This window comes from Rossellomorea sp. DUT-2 (assembly GCF_052665285.1).
Genome location: NZ_JBQPEO010000003.1, coordinates 398,189 through 424,164 on the forward strand (window position 1 = coordinate 398,189; position 25,976 = coordinate 424,164).

A 25,976-nucleotide genomic window follows, 5' to 3' on the forward strand; every position below is an offset into this window, starting at 1 on the left:
TGTCGGGCATGTAGACGAATATAACAAGGGATTCATTATTTCACGTCGAACTTAACTTAAGAGATCAATAGGATTGTTTCCTTAACCTGGGCAAGGCATAGAGGTGGAAGGTGGAACAGCATAGAGGAGGAAAGCGTATGAACTTTGAATTAAATGAAGGAATCGAGGTCTTGGAGAGGACTCCGAAGACCCTTGGATATTTCCTTTCCGGTTTGTCAAAAGGATGGTTGGAGTGTGATGAAGGGGAAGGGACCTGGAATGCCACTCAAGTTGTGGAGCATTTAATCGAAGGGGAAAAACACAATTGGATTCCGAGATTGAAGATGATCTTCCAGGAGGGTGAAAGTACGGTGTTTCCTGTTTTTGATCGTTTTTCACATTTAGAAGAGGGAACTTCAAGAAGTCTTGAGGAAAAGATCATGGAATTTGCTTCCCTCAGAGCAAGTAATGTGAATGAGTTAAAAGAGTTAGCGGCTCAGCATTCCCTTGATGCAACGGGTATGCATCCTGCTTTCGGAAGGGTCAGTGCCCGTGAACTCATCTCCACTTGGGTGGTGCATGATCTGACCCATCTTTCTCAGATTGTACGGGTGTTTTCCAATCGTTATATGGAAGATGTGGGACCATGGAAGGAATATTTAGGGGTATTGAACTCTTAAACATGGTTTGTAAAAGCAAATGGAGGGAACAACATGAACAAAAAAATATCAATGATTCGATCAGGACATTTAGCGCATGTTGATTATGCATACGCTTCAAGAGTACCTTCGGACATGGATCTCCTGTTTTTGGCCGGAGCCTGTCCTCTGAACAAAGAAGGGGAAGTTCCTTATATCAATGATTACGAACTTCAAGCCAAACTGTGTGTGGACAATATGAAGGAAGTACTGAAAGAGAGTGGTGCCTCCTTGAAAGACGTCGTATATACCCGGGTCCTTGTGGCTTCTCATAATCAGTCAGATTTAGTGACGGCCTGGAACGCGATAAGAGAAGAGTTTGGGGATCATGACGTCCCGAGTACGTTATCAGGAGTGACTGTGCTGGGGTACACAGATCAATTGGTGGAAATCGAAGCGGTAGCAGCAGTGGAGAGTCGAACAAATAGATAGCTGAAAGGTGGATCATGATGTATATCCCAAAGGATTTTAAGATCACAGATGAATCATTAGCTTACGAGATCATGAAAGAACATAGTTTTGCGACTCTTTTTTCTCAACACGATGGAATGCCATGTGCCACTCATTTACCGTTAATAGTAAAGGAGAAGTACTTATACGGACACTTTGCCCGGCCGAATCCCCAGTGGAAAGATATTGAAGATCAAACCGTCCTGGCGGTTTTCCATGGTCCTCATTGTTATATCTCTCCGTCCTGGTATGAGACGAATAAAGCAGTGCCGACATGGAATTACGTGACCGTTCATGCGTATGGGGAAGTCGAGCTTCTGGAGGATGAAAAGGAGTTAATGGATTCGTTCCATGATATGGTCATGAAGTATGAGGCTCCTGAGAGTCCATATAGATTACAAGATGCTGGTGCTGAGTATCTTGCTGGTATGAGCAAGGGAGTGCAGGGTTTCAAAATAAAAATCAGTAAATTAGAAGGGAAAGCGAAGTTAAGTCAAAATCATTCATTGCAACGACAAGAGCGGGTGATCAATCAGCTTGACCACATTCCACATACAGATGAGCAACGGATTTCAGCATTGATGAAGGCTAATTTAAAAAAGAAGGACTACCCATCCTCCTCATTTTAACAATGTGAAACTACATTTTTCGACAAAGGGTTCATAATATTCGAAAAGGGGTCCATATTTCAGAATTCCGGATTATAAATGCGGGAAACTGGTTCATATATTTGAAAAGTGGATCATAAAGAGTGAAAACCGGTTCAAAAAGTGGCTGGGAGGGTGATTGTAGAGGCTATAGACCTTTTATGACAATTCTTGCTGCTTGAAAATAGAACATTTTCAGATGATTAGAGTCAAAAAGGGACTGTTTTACATAAAATCAGAGTGTAGGAGACAAGTCACAGGGCGAATGGGGACCAAATAAAACTGTCCCGTGGTACGACAATCGACAATCCGATCATCCACCACGGGACAGGTCCTATTTTTCATGTCTTCGGAAACGTAAACCCTTCCCCAAACACATCCCTTACATCATGGACCACTACAAACGCTTTTTCATCAATTTGCTGGATCATTTTTTTCAAAAGGAAGAGCTCCTGTTTATTGATCACGACATACAAGATATCCTTTGATTCTTTCGAATAGTGACCTCTTGCATTAATGACGGTCACCCCGCGGTCCATTTCGGCGCTCACTTTTTCAGCGATGGCGTCGGTATGAGCGGAAATGATCGTGACGGCCTTTCGGGTATCGAAACCATCAATCAAGTAATCCAGGATCTTTGTACTGATATAGATGGAAATTCCCGTGTACATCGTATTCTCTACCCCGATGACAAACGATGAACCGAGAACGACAATAATATCAAACACGAACATCGTTGTACTTACGGCCCAGCCGAAATGCTGATTCAGCATGCGGGCAATGATGGTGGATCCGCCCGTCGTCCCACCTGAGCGCAGGACTAGCCCGAGGCCTAACCCGATGAACACACCGGCGAAGACCGTCCCGAGCATGATGTCGACAGAGTTCCCCATGCCTTCGGTAAAGTGAATGAAGAGGGAGGTAAAGAAGATCGCAAGCATGGTGTACCAGGTCACTCGTTTATTTAATACTTTATAACCGATCGCTAAGAGGACTCCGTTCATGACGAAGTTGGTGATTCCCGGTGACCATCCCAATACATAATAGAGAGTCATGGATATACCGGTCACGCCGCCTTCCCCAAGCTCATTCGGGATCGCGAACAAGTTCACCCCGAGGGCAAAGAATAAGGAGCCAATAATGATCAGTGTAATTTCTTTCGTTGTTGCATTCATAGTATCACTCCGTTCCAATTGAATACTAGGATACTATAGCACATGGGGAAATCTTATGAAAAAGAATCTTGAAAAAACCTACGAATATAGGAAATGAGAACCGTTTTTTATCTTACAGGTAAGAGATGAGGATGTAGAAAGCGCAGGCGTATATTGGAGACCCAAACATAAAATAGTTCGGTATAATGATGTCTCACAAAAAAACAACCGGCTCCCGCCGGTTGTCTTCACTCATATTAACTCTTCTGAGCATTCATCGCTTCCCATTCTTCCTTACTTGGGCCATACACCCCTGGCACCTTCAAATCAGCCTGTCTCATAAGAGTCGTCAACTGCCCACGATGATGAGCCTGGTGCTGAATCAGCAGTCGGAATACGGCTTGCACCGGCATGTCCATCCCGAATAGGTTCACCACTTCGTTCATTTTCTCATCCGAAACCTGTTCAGAAACGGCTTCAGCAAGGCGTGTACTTACAGTTCTATACGTTTCACTGATTTCTGAGGCAGATGTAGGTGCTTCTTTTCGAAGATCCGGCACTTCAAAGTTTATTCCAAGCTGAGCCGGGAAGTAATAAGCGGATCCCGTGATGTGCCAGGCGACGCTTCCGATGCTGTACAAGTCAGGGGCAACCTCTTGATTTAATGATTCATCTGTCAATGCATCGAGGACCTTTTGGGTTACGGCGGCTTCTTGTTTCCATTCTTGTACGAAACTACTTACTGTTGTGAACATTGTGATTCCCTCCTTTAAATATCAAACGCTTTCTGTTTCATTGTAGCATGGGGAGTTGGTTGGAGGCTTCTTTTAAGGGCTGCTCGTTTTCGAAGCCAAAGGGACAGTTCACTTCCTCTTATGAACCTCTTCCGTACCGGCTTCCAATGCGGTCTTATAGTAGCTGCATTTATGGTCGATGACTTCCATTGTCTGCTGGAGTTCTTTGATCTTTGCTTCCACGGTTGCTTTTCTTTCCAGGAACATATTGTATCGGTTTTGAAGGGTGGCATCGCCTTCTGCGCACCAATCGATGAAATGCTTGATCTCCTTGATCGGCATCCCGGTGGATTTCAGGCACTCGATGATGTGTAATGCGGAGATATCCGATTCTTTAAATCGTCTGGTGCCACTTTCTGTTCGTTCGACGAAAGGCATGAGGCCTTCCTTGTCGTAGTATCTCAGGGTATAGATCGAGAGGTTCAACTCTTTTGCCACTTCTCCAATTGAATAGGTCTTCATATTCGCGCTCCCTTTCCGGTTATCTAGACGTCGAGTCAACTCTATGTTTGTGGGAAATCGTAGCACGGTTATCACCTCCTGTCAAAGCAAAACCAATGTGCAGATTCGAGAAGGGTTATCCCTTGACCTAGAGTTAACTATAGGGTTTACCATTGGTTTAACAAGAGTTCATCAGGTATGTTCACCTGTCTCTTGAAAGCTACTAATACAGGAGGTTTTTATTCATGGTAATTGCTAAAGCACGAGCTGTTGACGGTCCTGACAAATCTTTCAGAGAGGCTGAAATCGAGAGGCGCGATCTGGATCTGCATGATGTTCTGATTGAAATCAAGTATGCAGGGATCTGCCATTCTGATATCCATACGGCACACGGGGAATGGGGAGAAGTGAAGTATCCACTCGTACCCGGACACGAGATCGCGGGAATCGTCACTGAGGTAGGTCCTGAGGTTACGAAGTACAAAGCCGGCGACCGGGTAGGAGTAGGCTGTATGGTTGATTCATGCGGCGAATGTAAGAACTGCCGTGAAGGGGAAGAGCAGTACTGCCTCAAAGGGAACGTACCTACCTACGCAGGTGTGGACAAATATGGCGAGCTTACTCAAGGTGGGTATTCCACCCATATCGTGGTAACGGAAGATTTCGTCCTCCGCATCCCTGATAACATTGAGCTAGACGCTGCGGCTCCTTTATTATGTGCAGGGATTACGACGTTTTCTCCATTAAACCATTGGAATGCAGGCCCAGGGAAGAAAGTAGCCGTTGTCGGCATGGGTGGACTCGGTCATATGGCAGTCAAGATTGCACACGCCATGGGAGCCGAAGTGACCGTCCTTTCCCGTACGTTAAATAAAAAAGAGGATGGCCTGGAATTCGGGGCAGAAGCCTATTATGCCACCACCGATCCGGATACGTTCGAGAAACTGGCCGGTACATTTGATTTGATCATTAACACGGTAAGCGCCAAGATCGATATCAATGCGCACCTATCCCTGCTGACGCTGGATGGAGCGATGGTCAATGTCGGAGCACCTGCAGAGCCACTGGAAGTCAATGTATTCTCATTGATCGGTCACCGTCGATCATTTGCCGGTTCCTTGATCGGAGGAATTCGTGAGACGCAGGAAATGCTCGATTTCTGTGGGGAACATGGAATTGTTCCGAAGATTGAAGTGATTTCGGCTGATTATATCGATGAAGCGTACGAACGGGTATTGGGTTCTGATGTGAAGTATCGCTTTGTTATTGATACGAGCACGATTTAACTGGAAGGAAGCAAGGGGGTCCCTTGCTTCTTTTTTTATGCAATAAAAGCAGGAGAACCGTCCTCCTACACAATAGCTTGAGTATGAAATGTAGAATTTACTGAAGGATAACTAAAATCTCCAAAATATATACAAATTGTTTATTTTAGTGTGAATATTGCAATGTTTGTTTTCACGAGGTCAAAACGGCACACTTGTATCTCCCCTGGATCAAGAAAAGTGGCTGAAAAACTGATATATCAACGAAATAATACTGTGGTAAAAAAACCACAAATAGAATCTATCCTGATGATGGGTTCTTTTTTTATTCTATAAGACGCTAAAAAAATATTGTAACTATTCTAATTTGCAAATAAAAATCCATTTAAGATAAACATTAACAAAACTTAAGGTGAAGAGGGATTTTTCTTATGTTAATATTTTGAATTGTTAATAGATTTCCACCTAAGATAAATATTAACCATCACATCTATGTCCATCGTCTGTGGTTTCATGTACAGGGACGCTTGGTTTTACCGAGAGCTGATAAAGCAAAAGAGGCATATAAAGACTATTTGAGAGAAAAAGAGGAGAACGATCAAAGGTAAAGAAATGGATTACTATCATCAAAAAACGTCCAGAGTAAAAAAACCTGGACGCTTTTTTGTAATAAACCTCAGCTGCCTGTATGTTGTTTGTCCTTCTCCACTGCTTTCAGTCGTTGACCTTCGTCTGCAGAGCTACTCTTCTCTTGATCGTTTCCATTCATTAGATCACTGGTAGCACTTTTGAATTCTTTTAATGTGCTTCCGAAAGCACGTCCGATTTCCGGGAGTTTGGAAGGTCCAAAGATGATCATCGCGATGACCAGTACAAGAATTAATCCTGGGATTCCGATGTTTGTTAGCATAATTTTCGCCTCCTGTTGGGTTTATAGAATGGGCATGCCGTGGCGTGCGAATGCAGCTGCTTCTAGGTCTGACATTCCCTGAACTTCGGCAAAGGCTGATAGTGTGTCTGAAATTCTTGGTGCGTAGGCAGCCGGTGGTGCGGCGTGGCCCATGAGCCTTCTGCGGGATGCATTTTTTCTGGCGAATGGTCCCCAGATCGCAAAGGTCATCCCGGGTGATTGAATATTGATGAAGAAGGTTCGGCCGTCTGTCGAGAACGTTGGTCCTGCAAGCTCTGAATTGTTCACTTTGTTCTCTGCGAACACGTATGTTTCGCCTTCTGGTGTCATTCCGATAATACGATCGACACCGTCGCCGTCTTCCGCGATCCACAGGTCTCCCCATGGAGTGATGCAGATATTATCAGGCATTTCCAGATCATTTTGCGCAGTAGATTCATAGAATAGCTCCAGTGTGTTGGTGGCCGGGATGTAGCGGTACACACGACCGAGATCTTTATTCCCGGCGGATGTATCGTCAAACCAGAACACGCCGCCTTCAAAATAAGCCCCCTCGAGACGGCTGAAGGCAATGCATCCTTGTCTGCCTGCATCAAGGGTCGGTTTTTCCGGATTGACATCTTTCCATACAACCCCGAATTTCTGACCGGTATGGAAAGAGCTTGTTTCATCCTTGCTCATCTCTTCGATGGCTGCCGCTTGAAGCTTTCCGCCTTTTTGCAGGGCACCGACCTTTTGACTGCGGTCGTTCGGAAGGTAGCGATACAAGTAACTGGGACCGGCATCCTCGGTTAAATAGACGATGCCTGTTGCCGGGTCAATGGCCGTGGCTTCATGGGAAAAGGCACCCATGTCGCGGATCGGGGTTTTCGAAATGTTGTTTTCAGGGTTGTTTGGATCGACTTCAAACACATAGCCATGACCTTCTGCAAGCGTTTCTTCACACGTGAGCCATGTGCCCCAGGGAGTCGCTCCGCCTGCACAGTTACGGATGGTACCGGAAGAAGAGACGTATTCTTTCCTTACTTGGCGGTCAGGACCGACGACCAAGGAGGTTGTCCCGCCCGATTCTTCACGGCGGTATGGATTTTTCCCGATTACGGGATATTTGCTGTTTCCGCTCAATTCATGGTTTCTCACCAGGATGGTGGAATTATGGGGGCCACTATAGGCGGCCATCCCATCGAACTTGGCAGGGACAGGTCTGCCATCGGATAGTGCTTTGCCTTCCTCTGAAATGATCCGGTATTGGAAACCGCGGGGAAGGTCCATCACGCCGCCGGGGTCCTTGACAAGGGGACCATAGCCGCCGGTCGTTTTCCTGTTTTGAGATGTGCCGGCAAATGCTTTATTTCCACCGAAAGACATCAATCCAGTGCTACCGAGGGCCAGGGCAGCTGTACTGATCCCGCTTGCTTTCAGAAAGTCTCTTCTGTTCATATCGTGTTTATTCACGTCTTTTCACTCCCTAGAACTAAATTTTCTTGACCTGCATGTGATTCTGTCGATTGAGAAGCACGTTTCTTATAAGCGATCGTTGAACAGGTAATGCTGATTTCATATAAAAGAAGGAGCGGCAGGATAACGAGCACATCCGAAAGGAAATCCGGCGGCGTAATCAGCACGGAAATCACAATTAGCAAGAAATAGGCGATCCTTCTTGATTTCTTCAATTTGGCCGGATCCAAAATGCCAAGTACCGTCAGAAAGACAATCACTAAAGGCATTTCAAATAACAACCCAAAAGGCAGAGTAAGGTGAAGCATAAAGCGGAAGTACTTTTCCGCCGTGAACATCGTTTCAAATTGGCCGGCTGACAGGGTGGTCAGGAAATTCAGGACGATTGGAAAAAGTAAAAAGTAACCGAACCCAATGCCTGAAATAAACAAAAAGAACAAGGCGGGTATGAAACGTAACGTGACTTTTCTTTCTGTCGGACTCAGACCGGGAGCGACAAACCGCCAAATTTGATAGGCAGCGACGGGAATGGTTGCAGCCAGTGAGAAGACAGCGGCAATCATCAAGTACACCCAAAGAATCTCACTCGGTCCGAGAATCGCAAGCTTCATGTCTAAATCCCTGATCAGCCACCCATAGATCGGCTTCATAAAGGCCATCCCCACTACAAGGAAACCAATAAAAGCGAGGACCGTTTTAATGGCCCGGCTCCTGAGCTCCTCCAAGTGTCCAATCAGCTGCTGGTTGCGATTTTTCATGGCCTCAGCCTCCTTGGTGCTAGTTCATTTGCAGGCGTTTGCCTTTTTGGGCCTGCTTCTTATGGGCCCGGTTGTGCGCTTCATGACGATCATCTTCTACCTCAGAAGATGTCTGTATCCCTTGGGGAACGGTTGACGTTGATAATTCCTTCAGTCCTTCTGAATTTTTTTCGTAAACAAATGAGGCTCTGGTAGAAATATCTGCCCCGGGACTCGAGACAAATGGAACCACCCGATAATCTGCTCTCCATTCGTTCGGCGTGACATGACAGCGGACATACCCGCGATAATCGTTGAAAAATTTAATATGTTCATTCTGGGCAAGAATACGGTCCGTGTCAGCGCGCTTGTCCGCCCCGTTTCCACCTGATGTGATCGACGTGCCGACAAACTCAGCTCCAAGCATTCTGGAAGACGGATCATCAAAGTCTGACAGGATATTGGAAGCCCAGTTCGCGTGTACATCACCTGTCAGGACGATCAAGTTATCCATGTTTTCCTTGCGGGCAAATTCCGTAATGCGCTCCCTCGCAGGTGTGTATCCATCCCATCCATCCATACTGTAACGTGGTTGATCAGGGCTTGGGCCATAATTCCTCTTGGCAAAGAAGATTTGCTGAGTAAGGACATTCCAGGAAGCAGTCGATTTGCCGAGATGATCAAGGACCCACTGTTCCTGCTCGCCGCCTAACAAGGTGCGTGAAGGATCCAGGGATTCTTCCGTCTGCGGAGAGCTTTTATCTCCATTCGCCTGATCTGAACGATACTGACGGGAATCGAGCACCAGGAAATTCGCTAAGTTCCCGTATGAGAACTGACGGTAGAGCTGCATGTCCACTCCATGCGGCATCGACGATCTTCTTAACGGCATATGTTCATAGTAGGCTTGGTAGGCAGCCACACGCCGTTGCACAAACTCTTCCACAGACTGGCCTTTTTCAGGAATCATGTCCGCATAGTTGTTTTCCACTTCATGGTCATCCCATGTCACAACCCAGGGGAAAGCCGCATGGGCTGCCTGCAGGTCAGAGTCTGTCCGGTATTGTGCATGGCGGTTTCGGTAGTCCTCCAACGAACGGATTTCAGGACCTTTATGGTGTCGCACATTTCCTGATTTGGCTACATACTCATCAGGACCGTATTCATAAATGTAGTCTCCAAGATGGAAAACGAGATCAAGGTCTTCCTTGGCCATGTGCTTATAGGCTGTATAATAGCCATGCTCATATTGCTGGCAGGAAGCAAAGGCAAAAGTAAGGCTTGCGACGTCTGCATTCAGGGCAGGAAGGGTTTTCGTTTTTCCGATCGGACTGACATCCTTCCCGACTTTGAACCGGTAATAGTACACCGTACCTGCTTCCAGGTTCCCAACTTCTGCATGAACGGAGTGAGCGAGGGCCGGACTTGCCACTTCAGTGCCTCGCTGAACAATACGACGGAAATGTTCATCTTTTGCGATTTCCCATTTCACAGGAATCTTGCGGTCAGGCATACCCCCGCCATTAAGCGGGTCCGTGGCTAAACGGGTCCATAACACAACACTATCCGGTAGCGGGTCACCAGAGGCCACCCCAAGTAAAAACGGATAATCCTCTAACCCGGCTTCTTCTGCAGAGACAGAGAAACCGCCCATCGATTGAGCAATCGCCACCCCTAACGAAATGCCGGCGACTTTCCCCGCCCCTTGAAGGAATCCGCGACGGTCGAGCCCTTTATGTAAGGTCTCTTCATTCAGTTTTTGAATCCAATTTTCCATCGATCTCTCATTCGTCATGTGGATGACTCCCTTCATGAATCTATTGAATCGAACAGTTCATAGTATAGGGGGTCCGTTTTAAGCTGCTGTAAATGAATGTAAATAGAGGATAGGATAGGAGGGTAATGATGCCCGGGACAAAAGGATGTTTATTGATTGAATATTTTAATAAATAGGGAAGATTCAGCAGATTTCGCCTATTTTCAATGGGAGCTCAGTCCCGTTTTTCTTAACATGGGTGAAAAGAAAACTACATAAAAAAATGAATAGAGGGAGAAGGAAATATACGGTCACTGAAATAAGGAGAAGAAATTCCTCCACATGTCTACAAAGGAAAAAATAAACAAATTACCCACTTGACCAACTACTTGTCCAGTTGCTATATTTATCTCAAGATCACTATTTTGGTAAAAAAAATGAATAAGACTCCAAAGGGGAGTAGCTTTCAAGTATGTCGTCATTTCGTGATGGGATTTCCGTCTCCGGCCTGCTTGGCAACCGCGATGTTGCTTGCGAGACCTTTGCCTACAAGGTAAAGGGACCCCTCTGTATAGATGCAGACGAAAGACCTTTACCAATCGGTAGAGGTCTTTTTCTATTGGGGAAGGAGTTGGATTCAAAACAAGTTGCAGCGAACCGTTCGTCCATGTAAAGGTTATTCAATAAAAATAAGGAAAGAGGGATGATCATTGGAATGGTCTCTATTACTGGAGTATGGATGGGTATTGATGATTTTGATCGCTTTAGAAGGAATTCTTGCTGCGGATAATGCATTGGTCATTGCGACGATGGTCCGGCATCTGCCGGAGGATAAGCGGAAGAAAGCATTGTTCTACGGTTTGGCGGGGGCGTTTGTGTTCCGTTTCGGTTCCTTGTTCCTGATCTCGTATCTTGTCGACATCTGGCAGGTGCAAGCCATCGGTGCCGTGTACCTGCTTGGGATCGCTATCTACCATTTACTCAAGAAACATGTGATCAAGAAACAGATTGAAAAAGTGAAAGATTTGGAAGAGACAAAGGGATCCGGTTTCTGGTGGACCGTCGTCAAAGTGGAATTGGCGGATATCGCATTCGCGGTGGATGCCATATTGGCAGCGGTCGCTCTTGCGGTGACCCTGCCCGAGACGAAGCTTCCTGCCATCGGGGGGCTTGACGGCGGGCATTTCATCGTCATCTTACTGGGGGGAATCATCGGACTTGTGATCATGCGATTTGCCGCATCGGCGTTCGTCAGCCTGCTGGAGAAACGTCCCGGGCTCGAATCCGCTGCCTTCGTTGTCGTCGGCTGGGTCGGCGTCAAGCTTGCAGTCTACGCATTAGCCCATCCTTCCCTAGGGATCATCTCGTATGAATTTGCAAAGGGATCCGTTTGGAAAGGAATTTTCTGGACAGTATTGATTGGAATTGGAATCGTGGGGTGGATCAAGTCGAAGCCGAAGGTAGATTCAGAGTAAATGGGGATGGTTTTCATGCTTTTTATATATTGATAAGAAGCATCAGAACGTCTCTATACTTCTCTGTTCCCTTACATTCCTATAAATAAAAAGCTCGCTTCAAAAAGTCGTAACCGGACTTTTGAGCGAGCTTATTTCTTGCTGGAACTTACTCTGGAAGCAAGACTTCGTCGATCACATGAATGACACCATTGGAAGCCTGAATATCCGCTTTCACCACATTGGCATTGTTGACACGAACGGGATCCAGTGAGATATCAACTGTCTTCTTGGCTAGTGTTTCGGCCTGTGTACCATCTTTAAGATCTGTAGACATCACTTTACCAGAAAGCACATGGTACAGGAGAATGTCTTTTAAATCTTCCCTTGCCAATAATTCTTCTGCCGTAATGCCTAATTTCTTCAATAGCTTCTCGAACGCAGCATCAGTCGGCGCGAATACCGTGTACGGGCCCTCGCCTTTCAATGTCTCCACCAGGCCGGCTTTCTCTAAAGCGGCAGCAAGTGTTTTGAACTGACCTGCTTCTACAGCGGTATCAACGATATCCTTCGTTGCCGGTGCCCCGCCTTCAGTTGCTGATACACCGTTTGAAAGGGTCATGAACGCCATGAATACAGCTAACATCAAAGCAAATGTTTTATTTTTCATTACTCTACCTCCTGATCTTTTTATGTAAACATGTGTTTACTCAGAGGTAGTATGTGCGTGTTTAGCAGGATTATCCATTTATCTTTTTCAATCAAAAGTCTGAGGAAAAGGTCGAACGAATTCCGGAGCCACTTTTCTATGAGGAATACTAAAATGGAAAAAAAGGAGGTACCATCATGATTAAAGGATTATATGAAACCCATTTACCTGTAAGCGATATGGGGAATTCAATCGATTTTTATCAGAAGCTCGGCTTGGAAGTAGCGTATGAAAGCGAGAGGGTTTCATTCGTCTGGATTGAGAAAGGAAAGAGCTGGCTTGGGTTGTGGGAGGCTGATCAAGTAAACATCCCGTATCATCCCTCCATTAGACATATTGCCTTTCATGTAGAAGCAGAAGATCTAACAGAGGCTAAGGAATGGTTAAAGGAAAGAGGAATCGAGGTGAGGGAAGCGTTCGGTTTTTCACCGGAACGTCAGCCTCTTGTACTCCCCAACCATCCACAGGCCCATGCCTGTCTTTATTTTCATGATCCCGATGGAAATTCTCTTGAGTTCATTGCGCCTTTGAGGTTGGATCATGAGGAAGAGTTTGAGATGATGACGCTTGAGGATTGGAGGAATCGGGAAAAATGAGATTTGGGAGCAAGGGGAAGGTTCTCTTGCTTCTTTTTTTGGGGGTTGGAAGCGGGAGAACCGTCCCCGTGCTTCCCCTTAAATAATCAAACCAAAGATTAAATCAACCAGCCAGGCTAATATGTAATAGATGATAATGGAAAGAACACCTTGAACAATCAGCGATAGCAAGTATAGAATTTTTCGCACAAACCAGTTGTACTTTCCGATCTTTGTATAAATGTAGTACCCGGAGCCGAACATGCCCTTTTGAAAGGTGTTCGTGATTTTTTGAAAGATCGTGGTGGCAGGGCGGTAAACGGCCAAATCGTAGTAATCTAACATGGTTCTTTCTAAGAGCAGAATCGTGCAGCCATATGCAAACTGGGTGGAGAGGACTACGATGATAAATAGTTTGATGATTTCAGTTATGTAATCTAAATACACATACATATGAATCTCCTTTTCTAAGCAACTCTCTATCTATCATACTCAAATTATCCTCACGACAAAAGACTGTCATTTACGAAACTTTCCAATTCAGTAAAACGTATACATATAAATAAGGAATAAGAACAGTGGTGGACTTGAGGAGGCACTCAAAATGGAATTGTATATCTTTCTAGCTATTTTCGGTTTATATGTGTTGATTTCCCTGTTGATCTTACCTATGCAATATCGCTTCTTGATCGCTTTAAAAGCGGAAGAGGAAAAGAACCGATTGAAAGGAAAGAAACAGGGGGAGATGTATGATGCCATGAATGCCGGTGAGCTGAGCCTTCATGGGAATATGCAGGGGAACCCGTTATTCTTTTTGGCTAATCTGTTTGCTTCGATTCTGTATAGGGTGAGGCATGGTGGTGATCGGAAGTAGGTAAAGGGATTTTTTTCACTGGCTTTCTTAACCTATCAAGGAGGTATTTCAATGAAAGGGAAAATGGGGAAAACAAGCATGATCGAAAACCTAATAGGTAGTTTGTTATTATTTTGGGCAGGGTTTCAAGCCTTTTACTTCATAAAATATGGACATGAGACTGAATTCGCCTATTATGTGAATATTGTTGGCCCTGCCCTTCTATGCCTACTATTATTAACTCTAGCTATCAAAAAAATCACGGAGAAAAAGATTATAATGTTTTCCTTATACATAAGCCTCTCTATCGTCGTCGCTTATGTATCTTCCGCCTATTATTTATAAAAGAAGAAGATTAAATACACTACTAGATTGAAAGCATGGGAACGGTTCCCATGCTTCTTTTTCTGAAGAGTTGGAAGCAGGAGAACCGTCCCCGTGCTTCCCGAGGCTTCTGCTCTTTTTCCAGTCCTAAGCAGAAAAATCTTCACTAAATTGTGAGATTGTCAGATAAATAAGGGATTTTGTAATACAATTAAAATACAACCTGATAGAAATTACGCAGTTAGCAAAAGAGAATCGAGAACGATTTTAACGAAATATTGCAATGAGGTGCTGAAATGAACGGATTACGTGTCATCATGGCTGCCGTGACCATCATCTTCACCTTGCTCATGGCGATAATAACGCCGGTAGCATGGGGTGGACTATTGATCGTGGGGTTTGGTTTATACCAAACTTCTCAAAAGAGGAAGTTTTTAAGAAAGCCAGGCTGGTTGATGACGATCGGGATTCTGGTGGTCATCACCGGGGGCTGTGCAGCTCCATCAGAAGAAGTGGATAAAGAAACCACTGCCCAGGCTGAGAAAGAAGCTGATCAACAGGCGAAGGCAGAGGAAGAAAAGAAGGCGGCTGTAGAGAAGAAAGCCAAGGAAGAAGAAGAGAAGAGACTAGCTGAAGAAAAGGCAAATGAAAAAGCGGAAGCTGAGCAAGAGCAGCAAGAACTTGCCGATACATTCGGGTTAGAAGAAGTACTGGTTACCCGTGTGGTCGACGGTGACACGGTCGAATTGAAGGATGGAAGAAAAGTACGATTCATCGGCGTCAACACTCCCGAGTCTACTACGAGAACAGAAGAATACGGAAAAGAAGCAAGTAACTACACGACGGAAAAGTTAGAAGGCAAGACGGTCTGGCTCCAAAAAGATGTGTCCGAAACGGACCGGTACAATCGTTTCCTGCGCCTTATCTGGCTGGAGATCCCTAAGGATGACATGAATGAAGAAGAAATCCGGACCAAGATGTTCAATGCGGATTTGGTATTAAGCGGATATGCAGAGCCGTCCACCTACAACCCGGATGTTAAATACAGCGAGTACTTCGTGAAATTTGCCCGGGAAGCAAGGGAGAATGGAACCGGCCTATGGGCTTACGGTGAAAATGGCACCACCAAAGGGGATCTGGATCCAAAAGAAGAAATGAAAACAACGACAGCTGCTACACCTAAATCCAGCTCCAGTGCCACAACGGAAGAACCGGCAGCTGCTCAAGAACAAGAGTATTATCAAAACTGTACCGAACTGAGAAAAGTCTATCCGGATGGAGTCCCTTCCGATCATCCTGCATATGCATCTAAGCATGACCGGGATAAGGATGACTGGGCGTGTGAGAGATAAAGAATGAGTAAGGGCCATTCCTTTTGTGAGGGAATGGCTTTTGTTTTTGGGTAAGTGTCAAAATATTGGAACTTGATCCCAACTCAATCGTAGATAATGTAAGGACATAAATGGGGGAGGGAAATCATGAAACAGCTTTATATCAAGCAAAAAGTATTCAGTCTTAGCGGGAAATTCACGGTAAAGGATCAAGAGGAGAAGGATCGATATTATGTGGAGGGAAGCTTTATGAAGGTTCCGAAGACATTCTCCATTATGAATGCAAGCAGGGATGAAGTAGCGCTCATCACGAAGAAAACGTTCAGCTTTTTACCGATGTTTTTAGTTGAGGTGAATGGGCAAGAGGTATTAACGATCAAGAAGGAATTTTCCTTTTTAAAAGCACGCTATACTATTGATGCGGCAGGCATTGAAATGCAGGGTAATTGGTGGGATATGGATTTTCAAATATTACAGCATGGCAACGTTGTAGGTGAAGTGGGCAAGGAGTGGTTCACTTGGGGCGACAGTTACAGGGTGAAAGTAATGAATGAAGAGATGGAGACGATGATGATTGCTCTTGTTATTGCGATTGATTGTGTGAAGGCGGATGAAGCGGCTGCTTCGTCGGTTAACTGAGAGGGTAAAATGGAACAACTCGGGGGCGTAGATGACGCTTCAAATACGTCCCCATATCCTTTTAAGGAAATCTAGGAGTTACTTTCATCCCTTTTGATTTATAAAAATACCCCAGTCAAGAAAACGATGACAATCAAGCCATAGATGTACCACCCCATGGAATCAAATGTTCCATTGGAGATATATCTTGATGCTTCTTCAATGGCCTTTACAATGCAAAAGGTTAGGACGGAGAGAGTGGATATTAAAATACCGATGTTTTTCATTTCCATGAAAATCCTCCTTTCTTTTCATTATATAAACGGAAAATCTGTTTATTTATAGTCCTGAAGCAGTGGCGATTTCTCGTTCTTCTTTTTTTATCTAGTTATCTTGGGGATTTATTTCGAACTTTACCGGATTAGAAAAATAACCAATCGAGCAATCTCAGTATGATTTCATACAGTAAGATCGATACGATTGCCTGGATGACTAAACATCCGAGTAATAGACCTTTTTTCAGAATCCAATGGAATTTTGAGAGTTTGGTGTAAATGAAATAGCCTAACCCTATGGTGGTCTTTTGAAAAAAGTTACTCATTTTCTGAATGAGATTTTCCGGGTTTTCATAAATGGAGACGCTGTAGAAATCCACCATGGTGTTCCCTAATAATAAAATCAAAAAACCGAAACCAAGTTGTGTAAGTAAAATGGCAATCAATACATACTTCATGAATTCAATGATCATGGGGAGTGTTAAGAGCATGAGATTCTCCTTTTTATTTGGAAGCACGAAAACTTTTCCCCGTGCACATACACCAATCATACAAAAATATCCAAATTAAAGTCTAGTTATATACTAGCCTATTGTCTCACTGCTCTCGAACCGTCATTCCCTTTTTTCGATACAACAGAGAGGTAAAAGGAGGTATTCTATGAAAATGATTCGGTTCTTATGCTTGCTGATGGTGATTTTCTCAAGTCTCGGGATGGCAGGGATGTTCATGGAGGAGCCGATTGTTCCCATTGCGGTTAATTATGTGGCCATATTTGTGCTTTCTCTAGGTATTGTGGTGATGGCGTATCAGAGGAAGGTATAAGGAGAGGTTGGATCCGTAGTAAAAGGGAAGGTTAACCATAGGGTGCCTGATACTTCTTGCGTTATAGACTTCGCCACGAAGACCAGGCACCCATTTTTGAAGGAGCTTATTCAAGTGATATTATTTCCTTTGTTTCAAGGAAACGTAAAGGACAGATGCAAGATATAAAATCGCAGCTACCATACCCATCTGATAAGATTGTTCAGGAGTAGAAGATGCTGCACTTACTATTATCACAATGAATAGTCCAAGGATAAACACGAATGCGCCTGATAAGAAATCTTTAGTCAATTGATATCTCTCCCTTATTAAAAATCATAAGCATCGTAAGCGGGAGAAGCTTGTTCTACGTTAGTTCCAAAGCATGCACTCATCTATACTAAATCCCAGAGTAATATCTCTAGATCTCCATTCTAAGTGGCCGTATTCACCAAGTATTTGGTGCAGTAACTAAGGCTTGTGAAACCACCTTCTCCATGTACCAAATCCACATCATACCGTACTCCTGTTTCTCCATCAACATTGATTCTGGTAAGACCTGTATGTTTAACTTGTATTGGACTGTGGGGAAAATGCATGAAAAAGGAAAAGGTATGAGCAGACGTCTGTTCATACCTTTTCTTTATTATTCGGAAGTTAACGTAAGTGACTCTTCTCGATCGTCCCATTCAATTGTGACATTAATGGGCTCATCTTTTGTCTGCTTAGAGCACCCATGAAAGCACAGGGACGGTTCTCGTGTTTCTTTATATATGAAAAGGAAGCATCAGAACCGTCCCTGAGCTTCTCTGAATTGCAAATGACAGAACTTTCTGTTCTTCAAATTTTGTGATACGATTTCTAATACCCTTTATGGCACAAAAACAAAGTAACTGAGGGCAGTATGTATGATGAAAAACAAAGAGCAGAAACTTCAATAACTATCAGAATAATGAATAATGTGAAACATACACACAGGTATATTTATAACTATCAGGTATATTTATTTATAAGATTGGATGGATTTTTACACTGGTTTATTCATCACCAAAAGGAAAACGACAATTTTTTTAGAATTATAGTAGAATTATATTAGTGGTAAAAAATGAGGAAACGTTTCCATAAGGATGTGTCAGTATTGGTAACAATAAAGGAAGTTGCAAAAGAAGCTAATGTTTCAATCTCCACTGTATCAAGAGTACTTAATAAGAGCGGGTATACAAGTGAAAAAACGAAAGAAAAGGTTCTTAATGCAGTTAAGAAACTTAACTACCAAGGGAGTCTGGTAGCTGCTGCAATGAAGAAAAAACAGACATTAACCCTTGGTTTAATCATACCTGATATAAAGAATATTTTTTATTCAGATCTGACTAGAACAATAGAAGATCGAGCGAATAGTCATGGATTTAACATCTTTTTATGTAATACAGATAACAATTTGCAGAAAGAAGCAGAGTATATACATCTATTGATTGCTAAAGGAGTCGATGGAATCATCTTTTCATCTCCAGAGGTTGATGATGGAAATATAGAAGAATTGAAGGAAAACTATCCTGAGCTGCCAGTTGTCATATTAGGGGGGAAATTCCCAAGATTAATTCTAAATGAGATCATAGTTGATAATGTTGATGGAGCATATAAAGCGATGAGACATCTTCTGGATTTAGGTCATAAGGATATTGCCTTTATCGGCGGGGATCCTGAAACTTACGCCTCAATCGAAAGGCACCAAGGGTACAAGTTAGCATTGAATGAAAGAGACTTTCCTATAAAGGACGATTATGTAATTTTTGACAAGTTTTATATTGAAAGCGGGTATAAAAATGCAATGAGATTATTACAAAAAAAAGATAGGCCTACGGCAATCTTTGCGGTTAGCGACAGTGTTGCTGTTGGTGTCTACAAAGCTGCAAGAGAGCTGAATATTAGAATTCCCGAGCAATTGTCAGTTGTTGGTTTTGATGATTCTCAATATGCTCAAATTTTATTTCCTATGCTTACAACAATACGTACGCCAATTAAAGAAATGGGTCAAAGGGCTATAGAAATCATGGTGAAAGCAATTAAGGAAAAACAAATAATTAAAGAAACTGTCCTCTTTTATCCGACTCTTATTGAAAGGGAGTCAACGATGGCGATAGAAGCAAATAATTAAAAGGCATTTGATGATTCAACGTAAATGAATATAATTTTATAAATTTTCAAAAAATTATTGAAAGTGATTTACTAAGTATGTATAATTTGATTTAAATAAGTGGAAACGTTTCCATATTATTTAAATCAATTTTTTTGTCTGAATACAATATGTATTATTCCCTTAACTAAACATTAGGGTGTTTGTGCTATTATCAGCTCCAGAATAACCTTTTTATTTACAAAAACCTGCATGAAGCTCAAAAAAACAGCTTTTTCATTTTTTCTGAATGATATCCAGATCGTTAATTTCAAAAATCAAATAGAGTTGAAGGAGGTATTTGTGGAAACGTTTCCATAAATAGTCTTTTAAAAATTATTTATTTATTCGTTTACAGATGATTGGTTAATCTAAACTATTTGAATGGGTTAACACTGAAATTATTTTTTGATTCATTAGAGGTATCCGACTTAATAACAACGATGAAAGGGGATTGTAATGTTCGACTACAACATATTTATTCAAGGGTTTCCCGGAAAGTCATCAACCCATGGGGGGTTAGGATGGAGTACAGTCACCTTATTGTCCCACAAGGACCAACACATTATTATTGATGTCGGCAGTTTCGGGGTCAGGCCATTAATATTAGATAAACTCGAAGCAAGAGGTTTATCTCCGAGTGACATATCGATGGTTTTACTGACACATACGCATTGGGATCATTGCGTTAATTGGACTATGTTTCCTAACGCGACCATCGTAGTGGGGCAGGCGGATATGAAGTGGGCATTAAACGAACCGCCTGGAGGATGGCATGTTCCTGAATTGTATGTGAAGGAATTAAATTCTTCTTCACAAATAAGGTTGGTCAACCATCTTGAAGAAATCGTTCCTGGGATTGTTGCGCATCAGACGGATGGACATTCACCGGGTCACTTGGCGTACACCGTAGACAATGGTGATTATGATCTGATATTCAGCGGGGATGCCGCTAAGAACAGGGCGGAACTCTTATCAAGGAATGCGGATATGACACTGAATCTATCAGAAAGCCAACAATCAATCGATTACCTTTGGAGATTGTGGAGAAAAAGGGAGAACAGTATTTTAGTACCTGGACACGATATCCCCATGAAACTTGTTAACGGGGAACCTGTTTATCTCCATGAAAGGAAAGCAGATTTGCAATTCTGGTTTTCTGATACATTGGAGGATTATACAACGATCGAATTGGCAGATGAATCAGCGTTAGCTGAACAGACCAAATAGGACTACCCATATTTCGAAAATATTTAAGGGGGTGTTCAATAAAAAAATGAAAAGGCTTACATGTCTTTTCTTTCGCAAGACAGCGTTTTAGTAATAGATAAAAATAAACGTTTGCCTGAAGAATTTAATCCAAACAAAATTGATAATTGAAATTAAATGAGGTGTGAAAACAAATGAGTGATATAAAAAAGCAACGTGTGATCGTGACTGGCGGCTCTAAGGGACTTGGACGCGGAATTGCCCTGGCTTTCGCAGAGGCAGGTGCATCGGTGGTCATTGCTGATGTTGATGCTGAAGCGGGCGAGCGCTGTGTGGAGGAGATCATCGAATCTGGAGGAAAAGGTCTGTTCGTCTATACGGATGTAGCGTCAAGTGAAGATGTGAAAAACCTATTTGAGGAAGCCCGTCATTTCCAAGGCGGTATAGATGTGCTCGTTAACAATGCTGGTATTGGTCACGGGCCGCTCTCAGAAAGACACTTTCTGAAAACGGACTTCGCTATGTGGGAGAACCTCATGAATGTACACCTTAATGGACTTTACTACTGCAGCCAAATGGCAGCAAGGGCAATGGTCCACCAGGGTGAGGGCGGGAGCATTATCAATATGAGTTCTGGAGGGGCAACACGCGCCCATCGAAATCGTGTCGCTTATGATGCGACGAAGGGTGCAATTGAGGCCGCTACAAGAGCAATGGCACTTGATCTGGCTCCATGGAAAATTCGGGTGAATGCTGTGATGCCGGGCTCCATGTGGGTTGAAAACCGTACAGCAGTGGGAAATGAGTCTTCACCTGACCTTCTCATCCCACTCGGCAGGCTCGGAATGCCGCAAGACGTTGGGAATGGAGTTCGCTTCCTGGCATCGCCTGATGCTTCATACATTACAGGTCATGTCTTAGTCATTGATGGCGGACTCACTTCTCAGCTCCGGGCGCCAAGTATGGATGCCGATGTTGCACTCTCTCTCGACGAAATCGATTTAGGGATGGCTTCAACCGGAAGCAAAGGATAAATGCATTCCCCCACAACTCTGACTGGTTTCATAGAAAAGATGGAGAGTTCAATCATATGACCAGAAGTCATCCAGGTTAAGTACATGATAAATAGAAAAAAGGAGGAGGAAAATAGTATGAAAACGTCATTCACAAATATTTTCGGTGTGGAAAAACCTGTATTAGGTATGGTTCATTTAGGTCCGCTCCCTGGATCACCTCTATATGAAGGGAATATCGATCAAGTATTAGAAGCTGCCATCCGTGATGCGAAAAGTCTTGAAAAGGGCGGAGCCAGCTCAGTTATGGTAGAAAACTTTAATGACTACCCATTTTACCCTGAAACAGAGGAACCTGAAACAGTAGCAGCGATGACATTGATTGCTCACGAAATTCGCCGCGAAGTAAAGCTTCCAATGGGGATTAATATCCTAAGAAACTCTTGGAAATCTGCATTGGCAGTTGCTGGAACAGTAGGGGCTGATTTTATCAGACTTAACGTCCTGACTGATGCGTACGTGACCGATCAGGGTCTCATTAACGGTACTGCGCACTTAGTAGCGAGATATCGTAAATTTCTTGGTTTAGAGAAGAAAGTCAAGATTTTCGCTGACATTCAAACAAAACATGCAGCTCCTTTAGCAGCTCGACCTATTGATGTCTTGGCTCGCGATACTGCCTATCGCGGAATGGCAGACGCGATTATTCTTGCAGGTGAAGAATCAGCTCAACCTCCTTCAATTGAGAATTTAGAGGCGGTGAGGAATGCAGTCCCTGATGTTCCAATCATCATTGGCAGCGGAATGAAAGTTGAAACTGCAAATCTGCTCAAATATGCGGATGGAGCTGTCTTTGGATATGGGGCAAAGATTGATGATATTATGACGAACCCGGTTGACGAAGACAAAACACGCCGCTTCTGCGAAGGGGTAGACAGAGAAAGAAACTCTCAATTGGTTTAGTTTTAATAGAAGCAGAGTATTGAAGGCATTGGGACCGATCATGGCCCTCATACATACGAAACCTTATTTTCATTAGGGGTTTAGTGCTGATGTTTGTCTCTCGGTATTCTTATAGAAAAGATAATAGGAGGAGTTAACATGATGATGGAACGAGTAATTATTGACACGGATCCGGGAGTCGACGACCTTGCCGCAATCTATCTTGCGCTTGCGTCTCCGGAACTGCGTATCGAAGCTTTAACGACAGTACATGGAAATATCGAGGTGGAAACTGCGACGCATAATGCACTTTCATTACTTGAATTAGCAGGCAGAACAGATATCCCTGTTTATCGCGGAGCAAGCAAGCCGCTTATACGCAAACCGCACTTTGCCAAGCATATCCACGGCAATAATGGTTTTGGCGGAGTAGAGGTCCCAGACCCTTCTGTATCGGAGGCGGGGGAGTATGCGGCAATGGAGATTGTGAGGATTTGTAACGAAGCACCGAACGAAATCACTATTTTGGCGATAGGTCCACTGACGAACGTGGCGCTGGCTCTCTCTATAGACCCTGGTATCGCGCAGAAAGTGAAAAGAATTATTGTCATGGGCGGTGCAGTCCGTGTCGCCGGGAACTATTCACCGGTTGCGTCCTTCAATCTGGCAGCTGATCCTGAGGCTGCAAGGGCAGTGTACGATTCGGGTGCGCCAATCGTTCAGGTCGGTCTCGATGTATGTACGAAGGTGAGAATCTCACCAGAAAATCTAAAACGCATAAGGGATACGAATACCCGTCCAGGATCCTTCCTCTTAGAGGCCGCTGAATTCCGGCGTAAGGCTTACGTTGCCGTCCAGCAATCGTCAGAAACGGAGACCGGCGTTTTCTTTAATGACGTACCAGCCGTAGCCTATGCGCTTTGGCCTGAACTCTTTGAGGTACAGCCGGCCTATGTTTCCATTGAAACGTCAGGGGAACTTACAGCTGGTCAGACTGTCACTGAGTTTACAGGACAGTGGGGTCATTCAGAACCCAATACCTCTATCCTGATGGATGTTGACGGAGAGACCTTGGCAGGACGATTTGCTGAACGTATTTCTACTTTAGAAACACAATATGCCGAATCGCCTAAATAACGTGTTAAAATATTTGAATTTTTAGACAATTATACTTAAAAGGGGTGACATCATGTCAACTCTCATTAAAAACGTCACAATCATTACGATGGATGATGATGCAGGTATCATCCAGGGCAGTGTCCTGGTGGAAAACGGACTCATAAAAGAAGTGATCCCGCATAACCCCGGGAGTGAACCGTCAGTTGGAGCCAATGAAACAATCGATGGATCCGAAATGATCGTCATGCCTGGTATGACAAATGCTCATTATCATTCCTATTCAAATCTGTTAAAAGGGACAACCAGCCATTTTCCATTGGAGATATGGTCCCTTTATACAACAGCATATGGATATTCACTTGATGACGAAGATATCTACAATGCAGTACTTTTAGGTGTAATCGATATGATTAAAAGCGGTGTGACCAGTTGTATTGACCATTTTCCGCATATCAGAAGATCAGAAGCCGCACTTAAAGCATATGAGGCATCATCGATTAGAGTTGGATTTGCTCCCATGATGCATGATGTACCTGATCATCATTTCCTTCCAGTTGAGCTGCCGAGCGATAGGAAGCGAAAACTAGACGAAGCAGCACCGATATCAGTTGAAGAAATGAAAGCGTTTTATAACTCCCTTTTCAACAAGTGGCATGATAAAAATAATCGTATTGAAATTTTATTAGGACCGAATGCTCCGCAGCGATGTTCCGAGGAAATGCTGGCGTTATGTAGAGAATTAAGTGAACAAAGAGGGGCATATGTTCATACTCATCTTCTGGAAACAAAAATTCAAAAGGAAGTCGGAGATGCTGCATTTTCCGGTGGGATAGTTGGCAGACTGCGGGACCAACAATTGCTTTCAAGAAAGTTGTCAGCGGCTCATTCCATTTGGATTGAAGATGATGAGGCAGAGGTGTTAGCTGATCGTGGTGTTTCCCTTGTTCATAATCCAGTCAGTAATATGATGCTTGGCAGTGGGAGAGCGGACGTATCATCCTATCTGCGAAAAGGAATGAACGTGGCCTTGGGGACGGATTCCTCCAATTGCGGAATCTCCCATAACCTTTTTGAAGCAATGAGGATAGCTGTTATGCACAGCCGGCAGGAACATTCTCAATTCCAAGAATGGCTGAAACCAATAGATGTGCTGAAAATGGCTACAATTGGCGGGGCACACTTATTGGGTGAAGAGAAAAAGCGCGGAAAAATAAAAAAAGGTTATGAAGCGGATCTTGTTTTACTAACCAAACGTTCACCTGCTTTGGCGATGAACGAAGATCTTATCTCTCAGCTTGTGTATTACGAGAATGGGAGTTCGATAGAATCGGTCATGGTCAAGGGAGAATGGGTTCTCAGGAATCGCAACATTGTTACATTCGATGAAGAAGCGATACTTCAAGCAGTAAAAGAAAAACATGAGTCCCTGGTTGTAAAAAGCCAGGCAAGTATTCAATTGGCGAATGAATATGAGCCGTATTTCACCAATATGTATAAAAAGTTTCATCATCATCTTGGGGAGAAAAAAGCTGGCAGCAGATCGGATGCTGCTCATGAGCAAGGAATGCCTCAAGAAATTTAATCTTAGTAAAAGCCCATATTTGAAGGAGGATAAAAGATGAAAAGTATAGCAAAGGATTTTACGCTTATTTCCATATTGCTCATTCCCATTGGTGTTGCAGTCAATGTAGTTGCCGGTGAATTGGTTGAAATATTAAAGATTCCTCTCTTCTTAAATCAAATTGGCACGATGATTGTCGCGATGGTAGCCGGCCCCTGGGTCGGGGCAGTGACCGGAGGGGTCTCGAAACTGATATTTGGGATATTCAACCCTACTCAGCTGGCGTTCATGCCGGTTGCGATGGCTTCAGGAATTGTTGTCGGTTTCATGGCAAAAAAGGGGATGACAAAAAATGTTTGGAAGGTTGCTTTTACAGGGTTTATTGTGGCCATCGTTGCCATATTAATCGCTACCCCGACAACGGTTATCGTGTTTGGCGGAGCTTCAGGAACTGGATCAGATACAGTCACTGCCGTCCTTTTAGCTTCAGGCAAAGAAATATGGACAGCTGTTCTAACACAGAAGATATTTGTTGAAAGTATTGATAAAATCCTTTCGATCATGGTTGCCTATATGATTGTTCGAAAGATGTCAGATCAATACTTGTCAAAACAGAAATACGGCCACTTATATCTTAATACTTACAATCATAAAAACACTAAAATTGGAGCTTAAAAGCATTTCATAATGGCATGGGGTGAACATGTTGATAAATCTGCGGTCACTG

The 25,976-nt window shown here is 43.6% G+C and carries 31 protein-coding genes; 19 read left to right on the top strand and 12 right to left on the bottom strand.

Features of this window, described 5'->3' with window-relative positions:
- Positions 1-137 precede the first annotated feature (137 nt).
- From ACOSV2_RS12825 to ACOSV2_RS12835, 3 genes are read left to right on the top strand one after another with little or no spacing between them, the layout of a single operon-like run.
- The gene (locus ACOSV2_RS12825) at positions 138-659 is read left to right on the top strand and encodes a DinB family protein (protein ID WP_428975419.1); all 522 of its coding nucleotides are present in this window, start codon (positions 138-140) and stop codon (positions 657-659) included.
- Positions 660-692: 33 nt separating this feature from the next.
- The gene (locus ACOSV2_RS12830) at positions 693-1,109 is read left to right on the top strand and encodes a RidA family protein (protein WP_428975420.1); all 417 of its coding nucleotides are present in this window, start codon (positions 693-695) and stop codon (positions 1,107-1,109) included.
- Positions 1,110-1,126: 17 nt separating this feature from the next.
- Positions 1,127-1,756: an FMN-binding negative transcriptional regulator gene (locus tag ACOSV2_RS12835; protein WP_428975421.1), complete on the top strand. Its 630-nt coding sequence runs from the start codon at positions 1,127-1,129 to the stop codon at positions 1,754-1,756.
- Between the two features lie 359 nt (positions 1,757-2,115).
- Here ACOSV2_RS12835 and ACOSV2_RS12840 read toward each other — a convergent pair whose 3' ends face one another.
- The 3 genes from ACOSV2_RS12840 to ACOSV2_RS12850 form a co-directional block, all read right to left on the bottom strand.
- Positions 2,116-2,949 carry a YitT family protein gene (locus tag ACOSV2_RS12840; RefSeq protein ID WP_428975422.1) on the bottom strand — a complete coding sequence of 278 codons (834 nt, stop codon included), beginning with the start codon at positions 2,947-2,949 and terminating at the stop codon, positions 2,116-2,118.
- Between the two features lie 236 nt (positions 2,950-3,185).
- Positions 3,186-3,683 carry a DinB family protein gene (locus tag ACOSV2_RS12845; RefSeq protein ID WP_428975423.1) on the bottom strand — a complete coding sequence of 166 codons (498 nt, stop codon included), beginning with the start codon at positions 3,681-3,683 and terminating at the stop codon, positions 3,186-3,188.
- Between the two features lie 108 nt (positions 3,684-3,791).
- Positions 3,792-4,184: a MerR family transcriptional regulator gene (locus ACOSV2_RS12850; protein WP_428975424.1), complete on the bottom strand. Its 393-nt coding sequence runs from the start codon at positions 4,182-4,184 to the stop codon at positions 3,792-3,794.
- Positions 4,185-4,408: 224 nt separating this feature from the next.
- Here ACOSV2_RS12850 and ACOSV2_RS12855 point away from each other — a divergent pair, with 224 nt between their 5' ends.
- Entirely contained in the window at positions 4,409-5,449 is a 1,041-nt protein-coding gene (locus ACOSV2_RS12855) for an NAD(P)-dependent alcohol dehydrogenase (protein WP_428975425.1), read from the top strand.
- A 655-nt stretch (positions 5,450-6,104) separates the two neighbouring features.
- On the opposite strand, the gene ACOSV2_RS12860 is transcribed toward ACOSV2_RS12855, so the two are convergent.
- Genes ACOSV2_RS12860 through ACOSV2_RS12875 form a run of 4 tightly spaced genes read right to left on the bottom strand, consistent with a single transcriptional unit; the run spans position 6,105 to position 10,328 of the window.
- Positions 6,105-6,338 (bottom strand): twin-arginine translocase TatA/TatE family subunit, encoded by a 234-nt coding sequence (locus tag ACOSV2_RS12860; RefSeq protein WP_428975426.1) that lies wholly within the window; start codon positions 6,336-6,338, stop codon positions 6,105-6,107.
- A gap of 21 nt (positions 6,339-6,359) precedes the next feature.
- Positions 6,360-7,793, bottom strand: a complete 1,434-nt coding sequence (locus ACOSV2_RS12865; RefSeq protein WP_428975427.1) for an alkaline phosphatase PhoX — start codon at positions 7,791-7,793, stop codon at positions 6,360-6,362.
- On the bottom strand, positions 7,790-8,554 hold the full coding sequence (gene tatC / locus ACOSV2_RS12870; protein ID WP_428975428.1) for a twin-arginine translocase subunit TatC: 765 nt from the start codon (positions 8,552-8,554) through the stop codon (positions 7,790-7,792). The genes ACOSV2_RS12865 and tatC overlap by 4 nt, the downstream gene beginning before the upstream one ends.
- Before the next feature lie 19 nt (positions 8,555-8,573).
- Positions 8,574-10,328: an alkaline phosphatase D family protein gene (locus ACOSV2_RS12875; protein WP_428975429.1), complete on the bottom strand. Its 1,755-nt coding sequence runs from the start codon at positions 10,326-10,328 to the stop codon at positions 8,574-8,576.
- 433 nt (positions 10,329-10,761) lie between these two features.
- On the opposite strand from ACOSV2_RS12875, the gene ACOSV2_RS12880 reads away from it, so the two are divergent.
- A complete protein-coding gene (locus ACOSV2_RS12880; protein ID WP_428975430.1) occupies positions 10,762-10,962 on the top strand; it encodes a hypothetical protein in 201 nt (66 codons plus the stop codon).
- Positions 10,963-10,999: 37 nt separating this feature from the next.
- Entirely contained in the window at positions 11,000-11,764 is a 765-nt protein-coding gene (locus tag ACOSV2_RS12885; protein WP_428975431.1) for a TerC family protein, read from the top strand.
- Positions 11,765-11,912: 148 nt separating this feature from the next.
- On the opposite strand, the gene ACOSV2_RS12890 is transcribed toward ACOSV2_RS12885, so the two are convergent.
- Positions 11,913-12,413, bottom strand: a complete 501-nt coding sequence (locus tag ACOSV2_RS12890) for a fasciclin domain-containing protein (RefSeq protein WP_428975432.1) — start codon at positions 12,411-12,413, stop codon at positions 11,913-11,915.
- Positions 12,414-12,589: 176 nt separating this feature from the next.
- Here ACOSV2_RS12890 and ACOSV2_RS12895 point away from each other — a divergent pair, with 176 nt between their 5' ends.
- On the top strand, positions 12,590-13,048 hold the full coding sequence (locus ACOSV2_RS12895) for a VOC family protein (RefSeq protein ID WP_428975433.1): 459 nt from the start codon (positions 12,590-12,592) through the stop codon (positions 13,046-13,048).
- A gap of 78 nt (positions 13,049-13,126) precedes the next feature.
- On the opposite strand, the gene ACOSV2_RS12900 is transcribed toward ACOSV2_RS12895, so the two are convergent.
- Positions 13,127-13,480: a hypothetical protein gene (locus ACOSV2_RS12900; protein WP_428975434.1), complete on the bottom strand. Its 354-nt coding sequence runs from the start codon at positions 13,478-13,480 to the stop codon at positions 13,127-13,129.
- 151 nt (positions 13,481-13,631) lie between these two features.
- On the opposite strand from ACOSV2_RS12900, the gene ACOSV2_RS12905 reads away from it, so the two are divergent.
- The 4 genes from ACOSV2_RS12905 (at position 13,632) to ACOSV2_RS12920 (ending at position 16,174) form a co-directional block, all read left to right on the top strand.
- Positions 13,632-13,901, top strand: coding sequence for a DUF3949 domain-containing protein (locus ACOSV2_RS12905; RefSeq protein ID WP_148967609.1), 270 nt, complete (start codon positions 13,632-13,634; stop codon positions 13,899-13,901).
- A gap of 51 nt (positions 13,902-13,952) precedes the next feature.
- Positions 13,953-14,225 (top strand): hypothetical protein, encoded by a 273-nt coding sequence (locus tag ACOSV2_RS12910; RefSeq protein ID WP_428975435.1) that lies wholly within the window; start codon positions 13,953-13,955, stop codon positions 14,223-14,225.
- Positions 14,226-14,500: 275 nt separating this feature from the next.
- Entirely contained in the window at positions 14,501-15,556 is a 1,056-nt protein-coding gene (locus ACOSV2_RS12915) for a thermonuclease family protein (RefSeq protein WP_428975436.1), read from the top strand.
- 126 nt (positions 15,557-15,682) lie between these two features.
- On the top strand, positions 15,683-16,174 hold the full coding sequence (locus ACOSV2_RS12920) for an LURP-one-related/scramblase family protein (protein WP_428975437.1): 492 nt from the start codon (positions 15,683-15,685) through the stop codon (positions 16,172-16,174).
- A 98-nt stretch (positions 16,175-16,272) separates the two neighbouring features.
- On the opposite strand, the gene ACOSV2_RS12925 is transcribed toward ACOSV2_RS12920, so the two are convergent.
- A complete protein-coding gene (locus ACOSV2_RS12925) occupies positions 16,273-16,446 on the bottom strand; it encodes a hypothetical protein (protein WP_428975438.1) in 174 nt (57 codons plus the stop codon).
- Between the two features lie 128 nt (positions 16,447-16,574).
- On the bottom strand, positions 16,575-16,919 hold the full coding sequence (locus ACOSV2_RS12930; protein WP_428975439.1) for a hypothetical protein: 345 nt from the start codon (positions 16,917-16,919) through the stop codon (positions 16,575-16,577).
- 169 nt (positions 16,920-17,088) lie between these two features.
- Between ACOSV2_RS12930 and ACOSV2_RS12935 the strand changes: the two genes are divergently transcribed.
- Positions 17,089-17,253 carry a hypothetical protein gene (locus ACOSV2_RS12935; protein ID WP_428975440.1) on the top strand — a complete coding sequence of 55 codons (165 nt, stop codon included), beginning with the start codon at positions 17,089-17,091 and terminating at the stop codon, positions 17,251-17,253.
- Positions 17,254-17,373: 120 nt separating this feature from the next.
- On the opposite strand, the gene ACOSV2_RS12940 is transcribed toward ACOSV2_RS12935, so the two are convergent.
- Positions 17,374-17,544 (bottom strand): hypothetical protein, encoded by a 171-nt coding sequence (locus ACOSV2_RS12940; protein WP_428975441.1) that lies wholly within the window; start codon positions 17,542-17,544, stop codon positions 17,374-17,376.
- An 826-nt stretch (positions 17,545-18,370) separates the two neighbouring features.
- On the opposite strand from ACOSV2_RS12940, the gene ACOSV2_RS12945 reads away from it, so the two are divergent.
- The 7 genes from ACOSV2_RS12945 to ACOSV2_RS12975 all read left to right on the top strand — a co-directional run bounded on the left by ACOSV2_RS12945 (position 18,371) and on the right by ACOSV2_RS12975 (position 25,924).
- Positions 18,371-19,387, top strand: coding sequence for a LacI family DNA-binding transcriptional regulator (locus ACOSV2_RS12945; protein ID WP_428975442.1), 1,017 nt, complete (start codon positions 18,371-18,373; stop codon positions 19,385-19,387).
- Positions 19,388-19,864: 477 nt separating this feature from the next.
- Positions 19,865-20,635 (top strand): MBL fold metallo-hydrolase, encoded by a 771-nt coding sequence (locus ACOSV2_RS12950; protein WP_428975443.1) that lies wholly within the window; start codon positions 19,865-19,867, stop codon positions 20,633-20,635.
- A gap of 173 nt (positions 20,636-20,808) precedes the next feature.
- Positions 20,809-21,648, top strand: coding sequence for an SDR family NAD(P)-dependent oxidoreductase (locus tag ACOSV2_RS12955; RefSeq protein ID WP_428975444.1), 840 nt, complete (start codon positions 20,809-20,811; stop codon positions 21,646-21,648).
- Between the two features lie 117 nt (positions 21,649-21,765).
- A complete protein-coding gene (locus tag ACOSV2_RS12960; protein ID WP_187443694.1) occupies positions 21,766-22,590 on the top strand; it encodes a BtpA/SgcQ family protein in 825 nt (274 codons plus the stop codon).
- Between the two features lie 138 nt (positions 22,591-22,728).
- Positions 22,729-23,706 carry a nucleoside hydrolase gene (locus ACOSV2_RS12965; protein WP_148996029.1) on the top strand — a complete coding sequence of 326 codons (978 nt, stop codon included), beginning with the start codon at positions 22,729-22,731 and terminating at the stop codon, positions 23,704-23,706.
- Positions 23,707-23,758: 52 nt separating this feature from the next.
- Positions 23,759-25,270 (top strand): amidohydrolase family protein, encoded by a 1,512-nt coding sequence (locus ACOSV2_RS12970; protein WP_428975445.1) that lies wholly within the window; start codon positions 23,759-23,761, stop codon positions 25,268-25,270.
- A 36-nt stretch (positions 25,271-25,306) separates the two neighbouring features.
- Positions 25,307-25,924 (top strand): ECF transporter S component, encoded by a 618-nt coding sequence (locus ACOSV2_RS12975; RefSeq protein ID WP_148996027.1) that lies wholly within the window; start codon positions 25,307-25,309, stop codon positions 25,922-25,924.
- The last annotated feature ends 52 nt before the right edge of the window (positions 25,925-25,976 follow it).

Coding starts and splice junctions, on each gene's coding strand:
- ACOSV2_RS12825 (WP_428975419.1), top strand. CDS start 138: ATGAACTTTGAATTAAATGAAGGAATCGAGGTCTTGGAGAGGACTCCG.
- ACOSV2_RS12830 (WP_428975420.1), top strand. CDS start 693: ATGAACAAAAAAATATCAATGATTCGATCAGGACATTTAGCGCATGTT.
- ACOSV2_RS12835 (WP_428975421.1), top strand. CDS start 1,127: ATGTATATCCCAAAGGATTTTAAGATCACAGATGAATCATTAGCTTAC.
- ACOSV2_RS12840 (WP_428975422.1), bottom strand. CDS start 2,949: ATGAATGCAACAACGAAAGAAATTACACTGATCATTATTGGCTCCTTA.
- ACOSV2_RS12845 (WP_428975423.1), bottom strand. CDS start 3,683: ATGTTCACAACAGTAAGTAGTTTCGTACAAGAATGGAAACAAGAAGCC.
- ACOSV2_RS12850 (WP_428975424.1), bottom strand. CDS start 4,184: ATGAAGACCTATTCAATTGGAGAAGTGGCAAAAGAGTTGAACCTCTCG.
- ACOSV2_RS12855 (WP_428975425.1), top strand. CDS start 4,409: ATGGTAATTGCTAAAGCACGAGCTGTTGACGGTCCTGACAAATCTTTC.
- ACOSV2_RS12860 (WP_428975426.1), bottom strand. CDS start 6,338: ATGCTAACAAACATCGGAATCCCAGGATTAATTCTTGTACTGGTCATC.
- tatC (WP_428975428.1), bottom strand. CDS start 8,554: ATGAAAAATCGCAACCAGCAGCTGATTGGACACTTGGAGGAGCTCAGG.
- ACOSV2_RS12875 (WP_428975429.1), bottom strand. CDS start 10,328: ATGACGAATGAGAGATCGATGGAAAATTGGATTCAAAAACTGAATGAA.
- ACOSV2_RS12880 (WP_428975430.1), top strand. CDS start 10,762: ATGTCGTCATTTCGTGATGGGATTTCCGTCTCCGGCCTGCTTGGCAAC.
- ACOSV2_RS12890 (WP_428975432.1), bottom strand. CDS start 12,413: ATGAAAAATAAAACATTTGCTTTGATGTTAGCTGTATTCATGGCGTTC.
- ACOSV2_RS12895 (WP_428975433.1), top strand. CDS start 12,590: ATGATTAAAGGATTATATGAAACCCATTTACCTGTAAGCGATATGGGG.
- ACOSV2_RS12900 (WP_428975434.1), bottom strand. CDS start 13,480: ATGTATGTGTATTTAGATTACATAACTGAAATCATCAAACTATTTATC.
- ACOSV2_RS12905 (WP_148967609.1), top strand. CDS start 13,632: ATGGAATTGTATATCTTTCTAGCTATTTTCGGTTTATATGTGTTGATT.
- ACOSV2_RS12910 (WP_428975435.1), top strand. CDS start 13,953: ATGAAAGGGAAAATGGGGAAAACAAGCATGATCGAAAACCTAATAGGT.
- ACOSV2_RS12915 (WP_428975436.1), top strand. CDS start 14,501: ATGAACGGATTACGTGTCATCATGGCTGCCGTGACCATCATCTTCACC.
- ACOSV2_RS12920 (WP_428975437.1), top strand. CDS start 15,683: ATGAAACAGCTTTATATCAAGCAAAAAGTATTCAGTCTTAGCGGGAAA.
- ACOSV2_RS12925 (WP_428975438.1), bottom strand. CDS start 16,446: ATGGAAATGAAAAACATCGGTATTTTAATATCCACTCTCTCCGTCCTA.
- ACOSV2_RS12930 (WP_428975439.1), bottom strand. CDS start 16,919: ATGCTCTTAACACTCCCCATGATCATTGAATTCATGAAGTATGTATTG.
- ACOSV2_RS12935 (WP_428975440.1), top strand. CDS start 17,089: ATGAAAATGATTCGGTTCTTATGCTTGCTGATGGTGATTTTCTCAAGT.
- ACOSV2_RS12950 (WP_428975443.1), top strand. CDS start 19,865: ATGTTCGACTACAACATATTTATTCAAGGGTTTCCCGGAAAGTCATCA.
- ACOSV2_RS12955 (WP_428975444.1), top strand. CDS start 20,809: ATGAGTGATATAAAAAAGCAACGTGTGATCGTGACTGGCGGCTCTAAG.
- ACOSV2_RS12960 (WP_187443694.1), top strand. CDS start 21,766: ATGAAAACGTCATTCACAAATATTTTCGGTGTGGAAAAACCTGTATTA.
- ACOSV2_RS12965 (WP_148996029.1), top strand. CDS start 22,729: ATGATGATGGAACGAGTAATTATTGACACGGATCCGGGAGTCGACGAC.
- ACOSV2_RS12970 (WP_428975445.1), top strand. CDS start 23,759: ATGTCAACTCTCATTAAAAACGTCACAATCATTACGATGGATGATGAT.
- ACOSV2_RS12975 (WP_148996027.1), top strand. CDS start 25,307: ATGAAAAGTATAGCAAAGGATTTTACGCTTATTTCCATATTGCTCATT.